The organism is Sporosarcina sp. FSL K6-1508, assembly GCF_038007465.1.
Taxonomy (GTDB): Bacteria; Bacillota; Bacilli; order Bacillales_A; family Planococcaceae; genus Sporosarcina; species Sporosarcina psychrophila_B.
The window spans coordinates 3,101,727-3,123,642 of the sequence record NZ_JBBOXF010000001.1 but is presented as its reverse complement, the minus strand read 5'-3'; the positions used below and the strand labels follow the sequence as shown (position 1 = coordinate 3,123,642).

Annotated in this window: 17 protein-coding genes; 4 read left to right on the top strand and 13 right to left on the bottom strand. The window is 37.4% G+C overall.

Annotation, left to right across the window (positions count from 1 at the left end; translation table 11 throughout):
- Positions 1-18 precede the first annotated feature (18 nt).
- The 12 genes from MKZ11_RS15675 to MKZ11_RS15620 form a co-directional block, all read right to left on the bottom strand.
- On the bottom strand, positions 19-876 hold the full coding sequence (locus MKZ11_RS15675) for a tagatose-bisphosphate aldolase subunit GatY (protein WP_340795320.1): 858 nt from the start codon (positions 874-876) through the stop codon (positions 19-21).
- 53 nt (positions 877-929) lie between these two features.
- Complete coding sequence (locus MKZ11_RS15670; protein ID WP_340795319.1) at positions 930-2,105, bottom strand: SIS domain-containing protein; 1,176 nt, start codon at positions 2,103-2,105, stop codon at positions 930-932.
- A 260-nt stretch (positions 2,106-2,365) separates the two neighbouring features.
- Positions 2,366-3,358, bottom strand: coding sequence for a LacI family DNA-binding transcriptional regulator (locus tag MKZ11_RS15665; protein WP_340795318.1), 993 nt, complete (start codon positions 3,356-3,358; stop codon positions 2,366-2,368).
- 282 nt (positions 3,359-3,640) lie between these two features.
- Positions 3,641-4,897 carry a Gfo/Idh/MocA family protein gene (locus MKZ11_RS15660; protein ID WP_340797021.1) on the bottom strand — a complete coding sequence of 419 codons (1,257 nt, stop codon included), beginning with the start codon at positions 4,895-4,897 and terminating at the stop codon, positions 3,641-3,643.
- 44 nt (positions 4,898-4,941) lie between these two features.
- Positions 4,942-5,832, bottom strand: coding sequence for an ROK family protein (locus MKZ11_RS15655; protein ID WP_340795317.1), 891 nt, complete (start codon positions 5,830-5,832; stop codon positions 4,942-4,944).
- 261 nt (positions 5,833-6,093) lie between these two features.
- On the bottom strand, positions 6,094-7,791 hold the full coding sequence (locus MKZ11_RS15650) for a peptide ABC transporter substrate-binding protein (protein WP_340795316.1): 1,698 nt from the start codon (positions 7,789-7,791) through the stop codon (positions 6,094-6,096).
- Positions 7,792-8,279: 488 nt separating this feature from the next.
- On the bottom strand, positions 8,280-9,440 hold the full coding sequence (locus tag MKZ11_RS15645) for an ROK family transcriptional regulator (RefSeq protein ID WP_340795315.1): 1,161 nt from the start codon (positions 9,438-9,440) through the stop codon (positions 8,280-8,282).
- 205 nt (positions 9,441-9,645) lie between these two features.
- Positions 9,646-10,638: a LacI family DNA-binding transcriptional regulator gene (locus MKZ11_RS15640; RefSeq protein ID WP_340795314.1), complete on the bottom strand. Its 993-nt coding sequence runs from the start codon at positions 10,636-10,638 to the stop codon at positions 9,646-9,648.
- A 75-nt stretch (positions 10,639-10,713) separates the two neighbouring features.
- Complete coding sequence (locus MKZ11_RS15635; protein WP_340795313.1) at positions 10,714-12,480, bottom strand: glycoside hydrolase family 35 protein; 1,767 nt, start codon at positions 12,478-12,480, stop codon at positions 10,714-10,716.
- 7 nt (positions 12,481-12,487) lie between these two features.
- A complete protein-coding gene (locus MKZ11_RS15630) occupies positions 12,488-13,336 on the bottom strand; it encodes a carbohydrate ABC transporter permease (protein WP_340795312.1) in 849 nt (282 codons plus the stop codon).
- A 15-nt stretch (positions 13,337-13,351) separates the two neighbouring features.
- Positions 13,352-14,233 carry a carbohydrate ABC transporter permease gene (locus tag MKZ11_RS15625; RefSeq protein WP_340795311.1) on the bottom strand — a complete coding sequence of 294 codons (882 nt, stop codon included), beginning with the start codon at positions 14,231-14,233 and terminating at the stop codon, positions 13,352-13,354.
- 110 nt (positions 14,234-14,343) lie between these two features.
- On the bottom strand, positions 14,344-15,714 hold the full coding sequence (locus MKZ11_RS15620) for a carbohydrate ABC transporter substrate-binding protein (RefSeq protein WP_340795310.1): 1,371 nt from the start codon (positions 15,712-15,714) through the stop codon (positions 14,344-14,346).
- 405 nt (positions 15,715-16,119) lie between these two features.
- Between MKZ11_RS15620 and MKZ11_RS15615 the strand changes: the two genes are divergently transcribed.
- On the top strand, positions 16,120-16,986 hold the full coding sequence (locus MKZ11_RS15615; protein WP_340795309.1) for a Cof-type HAD-IIB family hydrolase: 867 nt from the start codon (positions 16,120-16,122) through the stop codon (positions 16,984-16,986).
- Between the two features lie 59 nt (positions 16,987-17,045).
- Here MKZ11_RS15615 and MKZ11_RS15610 read toward each other — a convergent pair whose 3' ends face one another.
- On the bottom strand, positions 17,046-18,026 hold the full coding sequence (locus MKZ11_RS15610) for a Gfo/Idh/MocA family protein (protein WP_340795308.1): 981 nt from the start codon (positions 18,024-18,026) through the stop codon (positions 17,046-17,048).
- 219 nt (positions 18,027-18,245) lie between these two features.
- Here MKZ11_RS15610 and MKZ11_RS15605 point away from each other — a divergent pair, with 219 nt between their 5' ends.
- The 3 genes from MKZ11_RS15605 to galT are packed head-to-tail and all read left to right on the top strand — an operon-like array spanning position 18,246 to position 21,907.
- A complete protein-coding gene (locus MKZ11_RS15605) occupies positions 18,246-19,427 on the top strand; it encodes a galactokinase (protein WP_340795307.1) in 1,182 nt (393 codons plus the stop codon).
- Positions 19,428-20,432, top strand: a complete 1,005-nt coding sequence (galE, locus tag MKZ11_RS15600; RefSeq protein WP_340795306.1) for a UDP-glucose 4-epimerase GalE — start codon at positions 19,428-19,430, stop codon at positions 20,430-20,432.
- Positions 20,429-21,907, top strand: a complete 1,479-nt coding sequence (gene galT / locus MKZ11_RS15595; RefSeq protein ID WP_340795305.1) for a UDP-glucose--hexose-1-phosphate uridylyltransferase — start codon at positions 20,429-20,431, stop codon at positions 21,905-21,907. The genes galE and galT overlap by 4 nt, the downstream gene beginning before the upstream one ends.
- Positions 21,908-21,916 lie beyond the last annotated feature (9 nt).

Sequence of the window (21,916 nt, the reverse complement as noted above, 5' to 3'; positions counted from 1 at the left end):
ATCTCTCACTCCACAATTTCATGCTTTTCCGTCACTCATACACATGATTATTTTCTCTTTAACTGCGTTCCTCATAGCGTCTTTGGCTGGTTTCATATACTTTCTTGTGTCTGTTTCATTTGGATTTTCAATTAAATAAGTGCGCAATGCATCAGAGAAAGGAATCTTTAGCTCCGTCGAAATATTTACTTTTGCACAACCAAGTGAAATACATTTACGGACATCCTCTTGCGATATTCCCGAAGCACCATGAAGCACAATTGGAATTTCTACTAAGTTTTTTATCTTTTCTAGACGATCAAAGTCAAGATTCGGTTTAGTCTCATAAAGCCCATGACCTGTACCAATCGCAACAGCTAGTGAGTCAATACCTGTTCGCTCAACAAATTCTCGGACTGTAGTTGGATCTGTATATGCTGCATCTGCCGCTTCAACAATGATATCATCTTCTTGCCCAACCAGTTTTCCTAGTTCAGCTTCGACTGTTGCACCGTATTTATGTGCTTTGTCCACTACTTTTTTAGAAAGCATAATGTTTTCTTCAAAGGTACCATGTGATCCATCCACCATGACAGCTTTCACACCTAACTCAAGCGATTCCACAATCGATTCAATTGTTTCATGATGATCTAAGTGCAATGCAATTGGAATATCATTACTCTTTGCTGCTACTTCAGCAATGGCTTGAATGTACGCACGCCCACCATATGACATCGTTCCAGGAGTCGCTGCAAGGATAACAGGTGACCTTAATTCAACTGCCGCCTCAATGACCACTTGGATTGTTTCTAGATTATGAATATTAAAGGCAGGAACAGCATACCCTTCTTTTCTCGCTTTAATGAGCATTTCCTTTGTATTTTGTACGTATCCCATCACTTTTCCCCCTTGTTGTTCCATTAAATGAATCGATTTGATTGCAGGATTGCTTATTTTTTATAGTCATAGATTGTTACACCTTTTACGACACGACTAATCGCTCCATCTGGACTTGGATTATCAGGCGTAATCCCCAATTGAATTGACTTTTTCAATGCTAAAGTTTGAGCAAAAATGATATACAATAATGCAAGATGGAAGTCGCTTGAAAGTGATTCTGTTCCCGTATTCACTGAAATAACCCAGTCAGCAAGTTTTTCAACTTCTTCATCATTTATTTCAGTTAGTGCTACAATTTTCATGCCTGTTTTTGCTGCCGCTAATTCCCGTAAAATATCAAGATCGTATTTTCTTGTATATGGATTTTGTGACATAAACAAAACCACTGCTGATTTGTCATTTAAAATTGATTTGGGACCATGACGGAACCCAAGTGATGATTCATGAATTGCAACAACTTGTCCACCAGAGAGTTCAAGCATTTTTAATGACGCTTCATGTGATAGTTGGGCAAGTAAACCAGAACCTAAATAGGCAATTCTTTCAAAATCAAACTCTACTACTTCATCAACAACATTCCCTAGTTTTTCAATTAGTTGTTCCGCGCTAGCAATGACTTTTGTTGCTACGTCATTTGTAAAGACGTCCTCAGTAAACAATACATAAGCGGCAATAATCATACTCGTGAAACTACTTGTCATTGCTAATGATTGATCATTTGCTTTTTCAGGCATTAATAATGTAATACTTTTGTCATCGCCTTGAATGTTTTTCGCTAATTGTCCGTCCTTATTACATGTAATAACAACCTGATAAAAGTCAGTAACAATCTCTTGTCCTAATGTAACGGTCGCTACACTTTCCGGGCTATTTCCTGATCGTGCAAACGATACCAAGATTGTTGGTGTATCTTTAAATAAGTATTCTGTCGGATTTGAGACGATATCTGTTGTTGGGATTGATGCAAATTGGATGTTTTGCTGATTTTGTCGTGCTAATTCTGGAACTAACGTGTCTCCCACAAATGCAGATGTACCAGCACCTGTTAAAATAATTCGTACAGTATCATGTTTTTTATAAATGGAGTTAAGAAATCCTTTGAATTTTTCTTGCTGCTCTAATAAACCTGTAACTAATTCCTGCCATACAGCTGGTTGTTGGTGTATTTCTCTTGTCGTATGTACCGCATTGCTGTCGATGATTTGTTCTGACGTTAGATTAAACATTTTTTACAACCTCCATTTTTCAATAAATACCATATAGAGTCATACTGTCTTTCCAAGTTACTTCACTACTAAATCTATTGAAATAAAGAATTCGCTACGGTGCTAGAGGATACCTCACGTTCTAAGCCAGGATATTTCCCCGCCAATCTTAGGGTTTCGGCTACCCGGAGTCCAGTTACTGTTATTGAAAGGCGCCTTCGCCCACTTTATATAGATCTTGATTTATTCAACATGTATAACTCTTCATCTAAATACTCCACTTACTTTTTCACACTATCACGGATAACAAGTTTGGTCGAAACAAGTATTTTCTTCGCTATTTTTCTACCTTCTAATCTTTCTAGTAATGTATCTACAGCTGTTTCTCCCATAACTTCCGTATAGACTCTAATCGTACTTAATGATGGATACATATATTTTGAAACTGTCATGTCATTTATTCCAATGATACTGACCCGGTCTGGGATTGCTATATTGGCCTCATGAAGTGCTCTTAAACTACCAATCGCCATGACATCACTACTCATAAAAAAGGCAGTTGGTAAGTCTTCTCCTAAGTCTTCTATAGCTTGTTTCATTAAGTTGTAGCCATCTTCAACTGAAAATGAGCCAACATAGACAAAACGTTCATCAAACAGCCCATTTTCCCCCATATACGATTGAAACGTCTTTTCCCGTAAATCTTCTATAGGTTCTATTTGACCTTTTAGTATCTCTCTCCCGCCAATAAATCCAATTTTACTATGATCTGTTGATAGGAAAAAATCGATTATTTTCTTCGTTGCTTTTTCAAAATCAATGACAACTGCATCATATTTATCTTCATTAGGACTGTAATCGACAAAGACAACCATTGGATTAATAGTTGTTAATTCTTTGACTTGTGGGTCACTAAATTTACCAACAGCAATAATACCCTCAATTTCAGCTGCCTTAATATCTTTAATATTATCGAAAAAATATACTTCTGGTTTCATACCAATTTCTTTACATCGCTTTTCAATTCCAAGTCTAATTGATAAATAATATAGGTCATTTAATTCTTCTTTTTCTGTATACCAATGTACAACAGCGACCTTTTGATCAACATATCTCTTGGATGAAGTTTTTCGGTATGATAACTCTTCAGCTACTTCAAATATCTTTTTCTTCGTTTCATCTGCTACTGATAAGGTCGCATCATAATTGAGTACCCTCGAAACAGTTGCCGAAGAGACACCCGCTTTTTCTGCTATATCTTTAATTGTTGCCACTGTTAATCACCTTTTCCATTTCTATAATTACCGTATTTAGTAGATAATCTACAATATATACATGATACAGTATTTATAGTAATAGGACAGATTGGAAACTGTCTTATTATTCAGCCTAGTCTAAGTGTGCCGATTAGCTAGAATTTGGGAGTCTCTGTTCCATAATATAGGTAACTATATTTCGAAATGAAAGTTCTCATTGAATCCGCTTCGACGCTAGGGGATGCCTTCCCTCAGCTAATATAGATATTTATTTACTCTGATTATAGGCCATATTCTAAATTAAAGAACTTCATTAGCAAAATTAGCGATATGAATGACTTTACCATTTTGCCGCCTTGAAGCTTCAGCTCCAAATGCTAATAAATGACTTTCAAGTGATACAGCAGCGGATGATCTGCTTTCATTTCCGTCGTAGTTTCTTGCTTCTTGTAAAAAGTCTCTAACGATAGCTTCATCGCCACCACCATGGCCACTTTTGGGTTCATTCAATTTCGTAACTGTTTCATTTTTCGATAGGAAATCGAAAACAGATATTGTGTTTTCATCCATTTTTCCTCTAATCTCACCTTTTGTACCCATGATTTGTACAATCCGAGTTTGCTCTCTTGTGAATCCACACATACTAAAAGTAGCCGTAGCCCCATTTTCAAATTCTAGATTGACTACTTGATGATCAACAACATTATTATCAGAACGATAGACACATTTTCCATATGGCGTGGTATTTAACGCATGAATAATTCCTTCTCGCGAATGATCTGTTGTGAACTTTTTCGCCCAGCCTTTACCTTCACCTAAATAATACTTTCCAGCATGAAATGCGCAGTCATTTTCGATAGGACATCCATCCAAACAACGTAAAGGGCCATCTTTAGGCGCATTTGATTTCTTAAAATGCATCAATGACCCGAACGAACTGACATGCTTACATTTTTGGTCCATCAAATACATTAAGATATCCATATCATGACATGATTTTTGCAAGATCATCGGGCTTGATACATCACTATTATTCCAGTTTCCACGTACAAAACTATGTGACATATGCATAACTTCAACATTTTCATTCAATTGAATCGATACAATGTCACCTATTTTTCCTTCATCAATGATACTCTTGATATTTTGCCAAAATGGTGTATACCTTAAAACATGACAAATCGTTAGTAGTTTATCATGTTCCTTTGCAATCTCCACCATCGATATACATTCTTTTGGATCAGGTGACATCGGTTTTTCTAGTAAAACATGGTATCCTTTTTCGATTGCTTTTACTGTAGGCTCATAATGTTGCCTATCCAAAGTACAAATGAAAGCTACATCAGCATCGATGTCATCTTCTAACATTTCTTCCCATGAGGCATAACATTGATTTTCCGAAAGTGAGTATTGTTGCGCAAATGCTTCGCGTCTCTGAGGATTCAGTTCGGCAACAGCTACAAACTCCAACTCGTGTGGATAATCATTGGCGTTAGGGGCGTATGCTTTAGCCCCTCTATCACCTGCACCAATTAAAATTGCTTTTGTTTTTTTAATGATTTTCTCATCTTTAAAGTGTTTCAAAATCTTGTATCCTCCCTTTAACTACTCAATCCTTTTAAACCGGCGCCTACAATTCCTGAATCACTTTTCAATTTACTTATATATAAGCGTTCTAGGCTATTCTGCTGTTCAGGGATTAAATATTGTTTCAATGATTCTTTTATTAAATCCAATAGAAAAGGATTTTTATTAATGACTCCACCACCGAGAACAATACTGTGTGGATCTAACAAACATATAATTGAATATATTCCATGCGCTAAAGATCCGACCACTTCATTCATTAACACTTTTGCTTCTTTATCATTATCTTCATATTTCAAGAAAAATTCACTTGTTGTAAGATTAGGAGTGTTTAATCGCTTTTCAGCAAGTTTTTTTATTGCAGGGCCTGAGGCTGACTTTTCTAAGTTTTCAAACCCATTTAATGATTGTCCTGCCAAAACTGGAAACAAACCAAGCTCACCTGCAAAACCATTCCCGCGTATAAACGAACCTTGATGAATGATCGCACAGGAAATTCCTGTACTAATTGTTAAATATACAAATGTGTCCTGTTTATTTGTGTTTGATACTTTCCATTCTGCATATGTAGCCATATATACATCGTTATCGATTACAATGTTTGTAAACGAAAAGTAATCTTGTAAACGACTTACAATTGGAAAGTCCCTCCACGGTAAATTGTTTTGAAAAATCGCTATCCCATTCTCACGATCTATTTTTCCCGGTACGCCTACACCCATACCTTTGATGTCATTAAGTTGCACTTTTGAACCTTTTAACACCATTTCAATACTTTTGATAACTTGTTGAAACATTTTTTCTTTATCCGATGGATCACTTGCTACTTCTGAACGTTTATATATTTCTCCATATTGATCAATTATCACTGTGGCAATTTTTGTACCACCAATATCAACACCCAATGCATATGTCACATTATCACCACACAATCTCTTTATCTTCTTTCCGAAAACATCTCTCAACTAAGTAAAATTATTCAGTAAAACTATTACTACTATTTTTTCAATAGTACCATAGACCAACTATACTGTCTATATATGTTGACATAAAGAATCCCCTTCACAATGATTCACCGCTACAAAAGACATCAAGAACTATGACAATTCTCCAATCCCTATGTGGGGTTAGTAAACAAAGTCTTTTATGCAACAGCGTTTCACTTCCTACTTTCCTGTAGCTTCTATATACATCCACTTATAGGTAAAGTCACTACCGAATGGGTTGATAGCAATCCCTTTTACAGCTGGGTTCCTAAGGAACATTCCACCGCGTTGATACGTCGGCGCGATAGCCGCGTCATCTTCCAGAAGAATTTTTTCGGCTTCCGCAAACACTTCAAAACGTTTGATTGGATCATTTGCATAAGTTGTTTTTGTAGATTCAATAAGTTCGTCATAAATTGGATTTGAGTAACCCATTTTATTCTGCGGACTTTCAGTTACAAATAACTCCATGAATGAAATTGGATCCTGAAAGTCAGGTCCCCATCCAGATGCTTGGATATCATAATTACTAGTGTCATCAAGTTCAAGACGTACCGCCGAAGGTACTTCTTTCAGTTTGATTGTCAAACCTGGTAGGTTTCTTTCTAGTTCTGATTTGTACCACTCTTGTTGTTTCTTAGAGTTTTCAGTATCTCCACCAAGGAGTTCAATTGTTACTTTGTCTTTCCCGAGTGCTTTTAGCCCTTTTTTCCAAAATGCTTGTGCTTCTTCAACATCGTAAACAGCAAAATCCTTACTGTAGTCACGGAAATCTTTACCATTTTCATCAAGCGTGAAGTCATTTGCAACTAGGAAATTAGCGGCTTTAGCTCCATTCGCCAAGACTGCATCTGCAAGTTCCTCTTTATTGAACGCTCTTGCAATTGCTTTACGAATGTCAGCATTTGCAAGTGGCGTCGGTTTACCATCACGCAGTTGGTTCATTTTGAAGTAGAAAACAGCCGTTTCAACCTCATTGATAATGTTTGGATCATCAGCATACTGCATTGCATATTCTGCACTCAGTATTACACGATCTTTCTTGCCTTGTTCATATAGTTTTACTGCTGTTGAAGTTTCTTTAACAATATCAACAAGAATTTCATCAAGTTTCACACTAGCAACATCCCAATACGCGTCATTTTTTACGTATTTCCAGTTATCAGTCCCGTCCCAATCTGCTAATGAGAAAGGACCGTTATATATCATTGCGTCAGAGTTAGTTGCGTAATTATCACCCTGGGCAGTTACGAATTCTTCGTTAACTGGTAAAAATGTCGCGAAGGAAGTCAGTGAAAGGAAGTAAGCAACTGGGCGTTCAAGTTTAACGACAAGTGTTTTATCGTCTGTAGCTTTAACCCCAAGCTCCTCTATTTCTGCTTTCCCTTCACCAATTTCGGTTGCATTTTTAATCATACCCGCCATTAAATACGGTCCGTAAGGTGAAGCCATATCAGGATCGATAGCGCGTTGCCAAGCATATACAAAGTCATGGGCAGTTACAGGTGTTCCATTCGACCATTGGGCATCACGGATTTTGAACGTATACGTCATTCCATCTGCACTTATTTCAGGTTCTGCTTCAGCCATTGCTGGCGCTAGTAAACCTTCTTGATTCACACGATAAAGTCCTTCCATTACGTTGTTCAGTACTTTGGTACTTAATGCATCTTCAGCAATTGCTGAGTCGGCAGACGCAATTTCTGCTATTTCAATCAAATTTAGAACTTGTGGCACATCTTTACCTGATCCTTCTGTCGCCTTTTTTCCAGCTCCATCAGCAGTGTCAGCGCTTTCTTTTTTGTCACCACACGCCGCTAGGAACCCACTAATCACAAGTAAAATACTAATCAACCAAATAAATTTGTAATTCTTCAAATCAATTACCTCCTCAAATTTGTTTATAAAGTTAGCATAAGAATGTTTTCTTCTAATTCTAATGCTTGAACACACTTTTGATAAATTTTGTACGAAGTCTGTACAGCATTCTAGTCCGAAATGCATTCCAAAGATGCATCATGAATTTAAAGACTCAGCACAATTTCTTTTTCACATCTACTCGATTACTTATTATTTCTAATAGCCTATGCATGTTTTTGTTGGTATCAATTCGTACAATCACTACTTCCGTAAACGTTAACAACACTAAACGTATTTTTCACCACGCCATCTCTATAGCCACCGTATCCACTACACATTTACAGTCAAGTAAAGTCAGAGTAAATAAAGTAGGTAAAATATTTACTAACTTTTAAAAAGACTATCATATACGTAGTATTCTGTCTACACAGAATACAAAAAATAGTCTTACCTGCCCATAAAAAAATCCCTACGTCACAAAGGACGTAAGGAATGTAGTCAAAAAGTTAATTAGGTTCAAATACATCAACTAACAGTAAAGAAACAGCGCCAATAAGTGTTGCATCATCACCCAGTTTTGTTATGGTGACTTCAGTTTGTTTCGCTTTTGGTGTCAATGCACATTGTTCAATCGTTTTAAGTACAACTGGAAAAATAAGCTCTTGAGCTTTTGTTACTCCTCCACCAAGCACAATTTTTTGCGGATTAATAATATGTATTAAATTTGTTAATCCTATCCCAATCACTCTTCCAGTTTCCTTTAGTATAATCGCAAATTCTTCATTACCACTCACAGCTAATTCATAGACTTTCTCTGCAGTGATTGAATCAATCGTCAATTCTTTCATTGCTCTCCTAGCAATCGCCGGTCCTGTTGCAAACGTTTGTAAACATCCACGATTACCACATTCGCAAATTTCCCCATGTAAATCGATTATCATATGACCTACTTCACCAGCAATATCTTGTGCTCCATGGTATAGCTTTCTGTCAATGACAAGACCAGCACCAACACCTCGTCCAATATTCACAACCAGCATACTCGTTAAATCACCGTGTTCGCCAAACCAGGATTCTCCTAATGCCATTGCACGCGCATCATTTTCTACTTTAACTTCTAGTCCAAATTCTTTTTCCAATTCTTCTTTGATCGGAATATTTGTCAGTCTTAAAATAGGAGCAAACAAAGATGTACCTGTTTCTACGTCCACAACTCCATGCATCGCTACGCCTATACCAATAATTTTTTTACTTGTAGCAGAAATGTCTATTATACAATTACGAATACAGTCTTTTAAAATAATGAGAAATTGGTCATTCGTTAATGGCGTGGTCATCTTACTTGAAATTCGTTTCAGGATTTTCCCCGATAAATCGGTAAGGATACACTCTATCATTTCCGGACCCGCATCTACGCCTACTACATAGAATTCTTGGTTATTAATTAAGAGCATCGTTGGCTTTCGACCACCTTGAGACTCACCAAGCTTGCTTTCTATTACAATCCCTTGGTCAATTAACTCTTTCATATTACTACTAACCGTTGGTGGCGTTAATTTAGTCTCTTTGGCAATTTGAGCCCTAGAGATGGGTGCATCCGTCCGAATTTTATTTAAAATAATGGACTTATTTACTGATTTCATCCACTGGAATGTGCCTTGCCGCATAGTAAAGCCCCCCTTTGATAGATAATAAAAATAATCGACAAAGGACATCTTTATTTTACTTGTACACTAAATAACATTGCCAAGGCAAGAAATGCTAAACCCGCATAAACCTTTATTACAATTAAACGAATCGCTCTTTAGCTGTTATATTATATCCTTATACTTCGGGTAGCAATAACTCCTCACTAAATATTAGTAACTTCTCTTACTTTCTAACACTTTGGCGTATTATTAGTTTTGTAGAAATAAAAACTTTTTTTGTAATTTTTCTACCTTCTAAACGTTCTACTAATGTATCTACGGCCGTTGCCCCCATAATTTCCGTATATACTTTAATTGTGCTCAATGATGGGTACATATATTTGGAAACAGACATATCATTAATGCCAATAATACTAACTCGTTCAGGAATAAGTATAGCTGCTTCATGGAGTGCTCTTAAACAACCGATTGCGATAGCATCACTACTTATAAAGAAAGCTGTCGGTAAATCATCGCCTAAATCTTCAATTGCTTGCCGCATTAATCTATAGCCATCATCCACTGAAAAAGAGCCCCTATAAACAAATTGTTCCTCATACAACTCTTTTTCTTTCATATAGGATTGGAACGTCTTTTCACGTAAATCTTCGATAGGTTCTTTTTGTCCTCTTAACAGCTCTAATCCACCAATAAATCCTATTTTTTCATGCCTTGTAGAAATGAAGAAGTCTATTACCTTTTTTGTTGCTTTTTCAAAATCTATAACAATGGCATCATATTTCTCTTCATTAGGGCTGTAATCCACAAAGACAACCATTGGGTTAATGGCTGTTAATTCTTTCACTTGTTGATCACTAAATTTTCCCACGGCAATAATGCCCTCGATTTCCGCAGGGATAATAGCTTTAATATTATCGAAAAAGTATACTTCGGTATAAATGCCTATTTCTTTACACCGTTGTTCAATACCGAGCCGTATGGATAAATAATAAAGGTCATTTAATTCTTCTTTTTCTGTATACCAATGTACAATGGCAAATTTTTGGTTAACATATCTTTTGGTTGAACGTTTCCGATAAGACAACTCTTCTGCAGCCTCAAATATCCTTTTTTTCGTTTCGTCTGCTACCGATAGACTGGCATCAAAATTCAGTACCCGCGAAACGGTTGAAGAAGATACACCCGCTTTTTCTGCTATATCTTTAATTGTGGCCATTCGCTTCACCTTTTCCATTACTCATTCTTTACGATTATGACTCGGGAAAGAGCAGTTCGATCACCATCCCATCATTTAGCCCAATTTATGTGTATCAATTAAATTAACCGTAAGATTTTCACTTCCATGTAATTCAAAAACAACAATTTCATTATCGCCTTTCCTTATTAACGGACCTGGTAAGTATAATGTTTCTTGAGGTCCAATTTCCCAGTATCTCCCCAAATTAAAACCATTAACAACGACAAAGCCTTTTACCCACCCTGGTAATTCCACAAAAGTATCGCCAATCTCTTCTACAGTAAATATCCCTTTATAAAATGCAGGTCCAGTAGTCTTTTCATTGTTCTCCTTAAACGAAAGTAATTGCAGATTGTCCATTGGTAAAGGGTACATCTTCCAGTCAAATAAGAACTGACGCTCAAATCGCACACCAGCTGTAATTCCTTTTGGATCGTTCATCATCGGTCCATAATTAATACGCCCCATATTTTCAACTAATAGATCAATTTGGACACCTTCTTTAGGTACTGCAAATGAGATGGTGTTATTATTCCACCGATCAATAACACCCTTATAATCATTATCAACAAATACTAATGCACGATCACGAACTTCTTGGATTGATAAAGCTGCTTCTTCTTTTGGCCCCTCCAAAAACGTACGATAAAGTGTAAATCCATAATCTTGCCCAAGCTTCTCCATCGTCTCGGGGTTTGCCCGTTGGATCGGTTCACTGATCATTTCTAATGCATCAACTAATTTAACTGACTCTGTCATTATAACAGGTCCATATTTCATTTTCGGAATCGGTTCAGGTAGTATTAATTCGCCGATGTCTATATGTTTGGCGATTGCTTCGCGTACAGCGTGGAATTTAGGCGTGATGTCACCTGTTTCACTTATCGGACAATCATAATCATAACTCGTAATCGTCGGCTGGTATTCATCACCATAATTAGCGCCATTGTAAAAGCCAAAATTCGTGCCTCCATGAAACATATAAAAATTAACCGAATCTCCACGTTCAAGCATTTCTGTAAATGTAGCGGCAGTTTCAGCTGGGTCACGTTGGTGATGCTCTTCCCCCCAGTGATCAAACCAGCCATTCCAGTACTCCATCACGATATTTGGCGTATTTGGAAAATATGCTTGTAACTTATCAAACGCTTCTACTGGTTTGGAGCCAAAATTAACAGTCGCCAAAACATTATCCACTGTACCGCCTTGTAGCATTAAATCTGTAGGTCCATCTGATGTAAAGAGCAATACATCTATTCCTCTATCAATCATCGCATCTTTTATATAAGTAAGATACTTTTTATCATTACCAAAACTGCCATACTCATTTTCAATTTGCATCGCAATAATGGGTCCACCGTTTGTTTGTAGTAATGGTACTAGTCTTTTCAATAAAACATCATAATAGTGATCCACCTTTTCTAGATAAGGCTCATAATAAGACCTGAATTTCATATTACTGTCTGTAAGTAGCCAAGCAGGCAAACCGCCAAACTCCCACTCCGCACAAATATATGGGCTTGGTCGAACGATAACATGCAATCCAACACGTTCTGCCATTCGAATAAACGCTTCAATATCAGCAATGCCTTCAAAATTGAATTTGCCTTCCTTTGGTTCATGTAAATTCCACGGGACATATGTTTCAACACAATTGAAGCCACATGCTTTTAATTTTATTAAACGATCTTCCCAGTATTCTGGAACAATCCTGAAATAGTGAATGGCACCAGAAATAATTTGAATAGGTTCTTTATTTAGCAATAGCTGATTTCCTTCAACTTTTAAAAAAGGCACTACTACAACTCCTTTTGTCATCATTTTATGATTACCCCTTTAGTCCACCCATCGACATACCTTCTGTCAACTTCTTCTGTGTTAATGCATAGAGCGTAATCGTCGGAAGTAAGACGAGCACAAGACCCGCAAATAATGCTGCCCAATCTGTTGCAAATCGTTGCACCTCCATTAAATTTGCAAGCCCTACAGGTATGGTTTTCTTCTCATCACTTGATATTAAAACTAACGCCAGTGCATATTCATTCCAAAACGTAAAGAAATTGAAAATGATTACCGTTAATATACCTGGTCTTGCAAGCGGCACAATGATACTGATTAGCGTACGGAAATAACCGCTGCCGTCGATAAACGCCGATTCCTCATACTCCTTCGGGATAGAACGCATAAACCCTGTTAGCAAATATATTGAAAAAGGTAATGCTCCTGCTGCATAGATAAGACTCAACCAAAAACGATTATCTAACATATGAAGATTATTCAACATCAAAAACAGAGGAATCATTATATAAACGGGTTGAATAAATAACCCCGCCATATAAAAGTTATGTAAAATCTTTCTTCCTTTAAAATCAAAACGGGATAACGCATAGGCTGTTGGAATAACCAAAATAAGCAAGAGCAACATTGAAAGACCTGTTACTAAGAAGGAGTTAATGATAAATTCTCCCATACTCGATTCCGTAAATGCCCGCACAAAGTTTTCAAACTGTAGCACGGCAGGAAATCCCCATGGGCTGCTCATAATTTCCTTATTAGTTTTCAGTGATGCCAGTAGGTTCCACACAAGTGGATAGACAAATATAAACGTTGCCGTTAACAACACAATTCTCAACAATAGTTTAGAACCTTTTTGTTTCAACCCTTTACTTCCACTCATCTTGCCACCTCCATACTAGTGAGCCTCTCGTTCGGTTAGTTTATTACTAATAAATGACAGTACTAACGATACCGAGAAGACGATAACCGCGATTGCCATCGCATAGCCAAAGTTTGCATTAACGAAGGCTTGTTTGTACATATACGTCAGTGCAACTTGCGAGGCATTATTCGGTCCACCGGCTGTCATGACAATTACAATAACAAAACTGATATTCAGTACTCCATTAATACTAAAAATAATGGTGATACGAATGATTTCCCATAGCATAGGGACAGTAATTTTGAAAAATTGCTGTATAGCGTTTGCACCGTCTAAAGAAGCAGCTTCATAGAGTTCCCTTGGAACACCATCCATTCCAGCAAGGTACATGACCATATAATAACCAACAGCCTGCCACACCATCACAAGTGCAATAGCCCATAACACGGTATCTTTACTCCCTAGCCATGTTAAGGCAAACTGATCTAATCCCATCCAATTGAGCACTTCATTGATAATCCCCATATTCGGGTGGTAAATGAAAGCCCAAAGGATTCCGATAACAACAAAGGATAGGATACTCGGGAAAAAGAAAATAGTCCGATATAAGTGTTTTTCTCTTAACTCGCCAAAAGATAAGATTGAAGCAAACACCAGGGATAAGAACAGTGTAATAGCCGGAACAACTAACATCAGAAAACCTGTATTTTTTAATGATTGAAGAAAAATATCATCTTGAAATAATTCGACAAAGTTAGCCAATCCGATAAATTCTTCATTCCCCCCAAAACCCGAACTACTATACATAGATTTAATGAAAACCTGTGTTACCGGATAGACTATAAATATCGAAAATATAGCCAATGTCGGCAAGATACAAAATAATATAAAAGCTGTTCGCTCTTTACTTTTCATGATAAACACCTACCTTCGAAACTATTTGACTTTTATGTAATTTCTTTTAGAAGTATTCCCCTAATCTACTGCTAGACTAGGGGAATGTTGTTCAATTTAATCGATTTGGATTACTTTTTCTCTTCAACTTTTGAATAGGTCTCATACATCTTATCCGCCCATTCTTGAACAGTCATTTCCTTATTCATAATACTAGCAACTTGATCGAATAAGACTTCACGTGGATCAACATTTACACCCGTTGGTACAGGTGCAAAGTTACCAGACATAGAATACATACCTGACTCAACTGCTTTAAAGACATTATAAGTTGATTCTGATAAGTAGTCGGCTACTAAGTCAGCACCACCAACTACCGCCATGGATGCTTTCGTTAATTCACCATTCAACTTCACATTTTCTTGTGAATACATGAAGCGTAAAAATTCCTTTGCAAGCTCTGGATTAGCAGCGCCTTTAGGGATATACATTTGTTCCATAGAATTCAATGCAAGAAGTGGATCGTTAGCGTTGAAAGTTGGGATTCCAAGGAAACCAAATTCAAAACCCTCTTCTCTTGGCGCTTCTGTCATTTCTCCTTCAAACCAGTTACCATTAGGAATAAACATAGCTTTCCCTTGCATAAAGGATGTCTGTGATTGTGTATGGTCCAGTGCAACTGTTCCATTCATCAATGCATTATCTTCTTGGGCAATCTTTTCGAAAATCCCTAATGCTTCAAGTGCTGTTTCAGTTTTCCAGAATTCAGGATCATACGTTAGCATTTGATCCAGCGCTTCTTGTCCACCAAGCGAGTAAACTGCCGGAATTAGAATTTCTTCTAAGTAGCTAGGTACAGTACCTTGATATGTGAATAATGCACGACCGTTTTCTTTTGCAACAGAGTTTAAATCTAATAATTCATCCCATGTTTTTGGTAATGGGATACTTTTTTCATCAAATAGTGTTTTGTTGTACCAAAGACCCATTACGTTATAGTTATATGGTGCCATGTAGATTTTACCGTCGCCGTACGGTGTCATATAAACGGATTCCAATACACCGGGTAGAATTTTATCTTTCAATGGTACGTCTTCATCAATTGCATTGCCGTCAAATAAATCAGTCAAATCTGTAAGACCATGCTCTTTTATTAATCCTTGTGTGACACCTGAAGGATCTGTTTGGTTTAGATAGACGACATCAGGTGGATTTCCTGAAATGATTTTCGGTCTAATCATTTCACCAATATCCGGGTTCGCTGTTACGTTAACCTTTGTGCCCGGATTCTCTTTTTCGAAGTTTTCAGCAAGCTGCTTCCAAAACGCGTCCCCATAACCACCTTGGAAAACGGCAACTTCCAACTCTTTACTATCAGTGTTGGCATCTCCTCCCTTAGCTGGCATACCTTCTTTTCCAGCTTCTTTCTCATTACTGCAACCCGCCGAAATTACTGTGAATAGAGCCAATAACATTATCATTTTGCCTAAAACAGATTTCATACTAATACCCTCCCCTTTTTGGTTAACATAATTGTTCAGTAACCCAAAGATTATAAAAAAAACAATCACCCCGCTAAATTTTTAATTCTACCTATGAATCTCGATACACCCTTTTGAATACGCTTCCACAGCCAGATAAAGAGCCAATAAAATTATTTGGTAAAATATTCACCATACAATTTTCTCAACATTACCATATATTGATTATTCCGCCTACAAGGAATATTGAGAATTAAAAAGCAAATCCGTCTTGAACTTCAATCCTTCCATCGCCGTATTTTTTCAAGTCAATTTATCTTATTGTCTAATTTAATAGCTATATGGAAAGTACAGTCGAACTGCCAAGTTGATATTTAACGCATTCATTGGTATTATCAGTCTCTATGTAGAAGAAAGGGGACAATTATGATACGCCTAATTGCAATCGATATGGATGGGACAATATTAAGTCCTGACCACTCTATTAGTACCAAAAATAAACAAGCGATTTTGGCTGCACAATCGAATGGGATCGAGGTTGTAATCGCAACTGGACGAAGTTTTTCTGAGGCTTTTGGTCCTGTTAGCGATGAAGGATTGAATCTCTCATACATTTGTCTGAATGGAGCCGAAGTTAGAGATGAATTCGGAGAATTGCTTGCAGCAACTCATATCGCTAAAAATGATATCAATGAAATCACATCAATTTTGGACGCTCACACAATAGATTATCAATTATTTATAGATACGCTCATTTATACAAAAAGTATTAAAGATCAAATCGATACTTTCATTCAACTTGCTGAAGCCGCGAACCAAATTCCCCCTGTTGATAAAATCCGTCAAGAAGTAATGGAAAGAGTAGAAAAAGGCTTTATCGTTCAACTTGATTCATTTGATAAGCTAATTAACCAACGCGGAAATGAAATTTATAAAGTATTTGGAACCTCTTATAATAGACAGCAGTTAGATAACGCTAGAAATGCACTTCAACTGTTACCTGGGCTTGCTATCAGTTCTTCGGGTGCAGGGAATCTCGAAATCACAAATCATAATGCACAAAAAGGGATAGCGGTCGAACAGTATGCTAACAGTAAAGGCATTGCAATGGAAAATGTCATGGTAATTGGTGATAGCTATAATGACTTATCAATGATGGTACGCGCAGGACATGCTGTTGCTATGGGCAATGCGCCAGCAGCAATAAAAGCTGCCTGCACTGAAATCACAACAACAAATGAATATGATGGTGTTGGTTTGGCAATTGAAGCGATTCTGCAACAACAGGTCTAAATTAAAGTAACCCTCCCTAATTTACGCACTCAAATTAGGGAGGGTTTTCTTTGATGATGTTAGCTAGTTATCAATTTGACAGGTGTACTTGTTATTGCTGATTGTAAGGCAGCAGTGGTTACTTCATGCGTCTTATATGCATCCTCGTAGTCAGATAGAATCCCAGATGAGTCACCTGTGCGTACCGCATGGATAAATACTTCACTTTCTGTTTGGTAGGGGTTAGCCTTATCGATATATTTTGATGTTAAACTTTTTCTTGTGATTTCTAAACGTTTTGATGACCAATCGAGCATACCTTGATCTGTAAATAAAGTGATTCCTGATTTCCCAACATTTTCAGGGAGTATACAAGTGTTTGATATGTTAGCTACAATCCCATTACATAGTTTCATGGTTACCGTTCCTACATCCGCAACAGTGACTGATTTGTCTTGTGCAGAAAGATTCTGGTTGCGAAATAACGAATATACCTCGTCGACTTCACCACAAATATAGCGAAGTAGATCAACAATATGCGTTGTCTGTTCAATAAATTGTCCTCCAGAACAAGATTGATTTTTCCACCACGGCACTTTAGGCATACTCCCCATATAATGTCCAAGGGCAATGCCAATATTCTGATCGTTTAGTATGCTTTTTAAATGGGCAATCGATTCACTATAGCGATACTGATAACCTACTGATGTAAGTAAAGACTTTTTCTTGATTCCTTTTAATACCTGTAAAGGAATTTCTTTTCCTTGACTTAATGGTTTCTCAACAAAAAATGGAATTCCTCGCTTAATTAATGCCAGTTCTAACTCCCCATGCACCATTGGTGGAACACAAATATAGACAGCATCCAAGTTTACAGCGTCCAACATACCCTCCAAATTATCATAGCCTTTCGCATGCGTAAACTTGTCTGCCATTAACTCGGCTTTTTCAATACTTGTTCCATAAATGGCTGTTATCTTAACATCCGCTACTTTCGATAATATCTTCGCATGGAACATACTGAAGTAACCCGTTCCAATAATCCCTACTTTTATGGTCACTCTAACTCCCCCATTATCTTCATTTTATTTCTTTCATAGTAATCGCTAGTTTCTCTGCAATCAAATCAGTGATTATCCGACTATAAAGACTTCAAGTTGAGTGGATGTACCTCTTTACTGCTAACACTTGCATATGGCGAACTATATTGAATAGTCTTTCAAATTATAGTACACTAAACTTAATTAATTTAATTTATTAACTTCAGGGGGCAACAATCTTTGAAAAAACAAGATTTACTAAATGAATTTATATCACTCTTCAACATAACCGGAACACCACGTGTTTTTTTTGCGCCAGGTCGAATGAATCTAATTGGTGAACATACGGATTATAATGGTGGCCATGTGTTCCCTGCCTCCATTTCATTTGGCACATACGCACTTGCTCAAAAACGTGATGATCAGAAGTTACGTTTTTATTCGCTGAACTTTCCTCACACAGGGACCATAGAATGTGGTCTTGCTGAGTTAGCCTATAATGAATCACATGGCTGGGCGAATTTCCCTAAAGGAATGATTCACTATATGAGAGAAAGTGGATTCGAAATATCGTGTGGAATGGATATTTTATTTCACGGTGACATTCCTAACAGTGCCGGACTCTCCTCATCTGCTTCTATTGAAATGGTCACTGGCGTCCTTTTAGAAGGTCTATTTGATTTGAAAATTGATCGTGTAAAGATGATTCAACTTGGACAGAAAGTAGAAAATGATTATATCGGCGTCAATAGTGGAATTATGGATCAATTTGCAATCGGAAAAGGTAAAAAAGGACATGCCATCCTATTAAACTGTCAAACATTAGCTTACAACTATGCACCTATTGAAATGGATAACCATGTGATTATGATCATTAATACAAATAAGAAACGGACATTGGCTGGTTCAAAATATAATGAACGTCGCGCGCAATGTGTGCAGGCTTTGGCGGACTTGCAAACAACACTTCAAATCATGAGTCTCGGTGAATTAACAAAAGAACAATTCGAACAGCACAAGCACCTCATTAAGCATGAAACTGCCCGAAAACGTGCGAAACATGCTGTCTACGAGAATGAACGAACAGTTAAGGCCTTTGAAAAATTACAACAAGGTAATTTAGAAGCCTTTGGGCAATTGATGAATGAATCACATGAATCGCTTCACCAGGATTATGAAGTAACAGGCATCGAACTGGATACAATTGTTCAAGCAGCTTGGAATCAAAAAGGTGTTGTGGGTGCCCGTATGACTGGCGCGGGTTTTGGTGGTTGTGCGATTGCAATTATTGAAAAGGATAAAGTTGATAGCTTTAAGAATAACGTCAATAAAATCTATAGTGAAAAAATTGGTTATGAAGCATCATTTTACACCGCTACAATTGGTGATGGAGCAAGAGAACTTACTGAAGGAGTGTACTAGATGAGTGTATTAGTTCTAGGTGGAGCTGGATATATCGGTTCACATGCGGTTTATCAGCTAATCGATCAACAGTTGGATGTCGTAGTAATTGATAATCTGCAAACGGGACACAGGGAAGCCGTCCATCCAGATGCAACATTTTATGAAGGTGATAGCCGAGACATCGCGTTTATGCGTAACGTATTTACGAATGAATCCATTGATGCAGTAGTTCATTTTGCGGCTAATTCCCTTGTCGGTGAATCCATGGAAAAACCATTAGAGTACTTTGATAATAATGTCTATGGTACACAAGTATTACTGCAAGTCATGACAGAGTTTAATGTCAAAAAAATTGTCTTTTCATCAACAGCAGCCACTTACGGGGAGCCAGAATCTGTCCCTATCACAGAAGAGATGCCTACCAATCCGACAAGTACTTATGGAGAAACAAAATTGTTGATGGAAAAAATGATGAAATGGTGCGAACTAGCCTTTGGCATTCGCTATGTTGCATTACGCTATTTCAATGTGGCGGGTGCGCGGGAATCTGGAGAAATTGGCGAGGATCATCATCCCGAAACACATCTCGTGCCAATCATTCTCCAAGTAGCTCTCGAACAGCGATCACATATTACTGTTTTTGGAGAAGATTACGATACCTCCGACGGCACATGTATCCGTGATTATGTACATGTAGAAGACCTTATCAATGCACATCTTCTAGCACTCAATTATTTAAACAATAATGGGAAAAGTGATATTTTCAATCTTGGCAGTAATCAAGGGTTTTCAGTCAAAGAAATGATTGATACAGCACGGGCAGTTACAGGTAATGAAATCCCTGAAAAAACAGGTGAACGCCGTGCGGGTGATCCTAGTATCCTAATCGCAAGCTCTCATAAAGCTGCTACTCAATTAGGTTGGAAACCAACACGAACTTCGATCGAAAAAATCATTCAAGATGCTTGGAACTGGCATGTCAACAACCCGAATGGTTATCGGAAGGATGTGACGGCGAAATGATTTACCAACAGATTAAAGGGCTCATTCGAAAAGCTGTCGAAGTGGAGTTAATCGATGACACTGATCAGATTTATGTGACGAACCAAGTACTTGCATTGCTCCATCTCGAATCGATGCCTGCAACAACTGAAAGCAAACCAGATGATTCGATTCCAAATATACTCGACAAAATCATTGCCTACGCCATCAAAAACAACGTGATTGACGATGTGTTTGATGACAAAGAAATACTTTCGGCATCGATTATGAATTGCTTTGTGGCAAGACCTTCTGTTATCAACGCTGTCTTTCAACAAAAATATCGAAACTCTCCTAAGGAAGCAACAGATTATTTTTATGAATTAAGTAAAAACAGTAATTACATTCAGATGAACCGCATCAAGAAAAACATCCATTTTAAAGCTGAAACAATTTATGGTGAAATGGATATTACCATTAACATGTCAAAACCCGAAAAAGATCCTGAACAAATTAAAAGAGAAAGCCAACTGAAACATGATGTTGATTATCCAAAATGTTTATTGTGCATAGAAAACGAAGGGTATTCTGGCCGGACAGGTTATCCAGCTAGGGCAAATCATCGTATTATTCAAGTACCACTTATAAATGAAAATTGGTATCTGCAATATTCACCCTATGTTTATTATAATGAACATAGTATTTTACTAGCTGAAGAACATCGTGACATGAAAATTGGTAAGGACACTTTTAAACGGTTACTTACTTTTATAGAGAAATTCCCACATTATTTTATTGGTTCAAATGCTGATTTACCAATTGTCGGTGGATCCATTTTGAATCATGATCATTACCAAACAGGAAGATACGATTTCCCAATGACAACTGCAACAAATGCGTTTACATTTACTTTTGAAAAGTTTACTCACATAACTGCCTCTGTCCTAGAATGGCCACTAACTACCATCCGCTTGCAGGGCGACGAAATAGAACCATTGATTCAAGCAGCTGACCACGTACTTACTACATGGAAAAATTATAATGATGAGGAAGCGGATATCAGAGCCTTTAGTGGAAATACCCCACATAATACCATCACACCAATTGCTCGAATGCGTGCTAACAAGTTTGAACTCGATCTGGTCTTACGAAACAATCGGACTACAGCTGACCACCCACTTGGGATTTTCCACCCGCACACAGATGTCCATCACATAAAAAAAGAAAATATTGGGCTTATTGAAGTAATGGGACTCGCAGTATTACCCGCTCGTCTTAAAGATGAATTAGCTGAAATCAAGATGTTTTTACTAAATCAAACAAGTGCTGTCGCCACATATCATCAGGAATGGGCAGAACAAATGAAAGATAAGTATGGAGAAGTATCAAACCTTGAGCAAATTGAAAACTTTTTAAAAAAAGAACTTGGGATAAAATTTGCCAAAATACTTGGAGATGCAGGCGTTTTTAAAGTACAAAGCGAGTGTGAACGATTTATCAAGACTTTAAATAGGTAGGTGACTAGT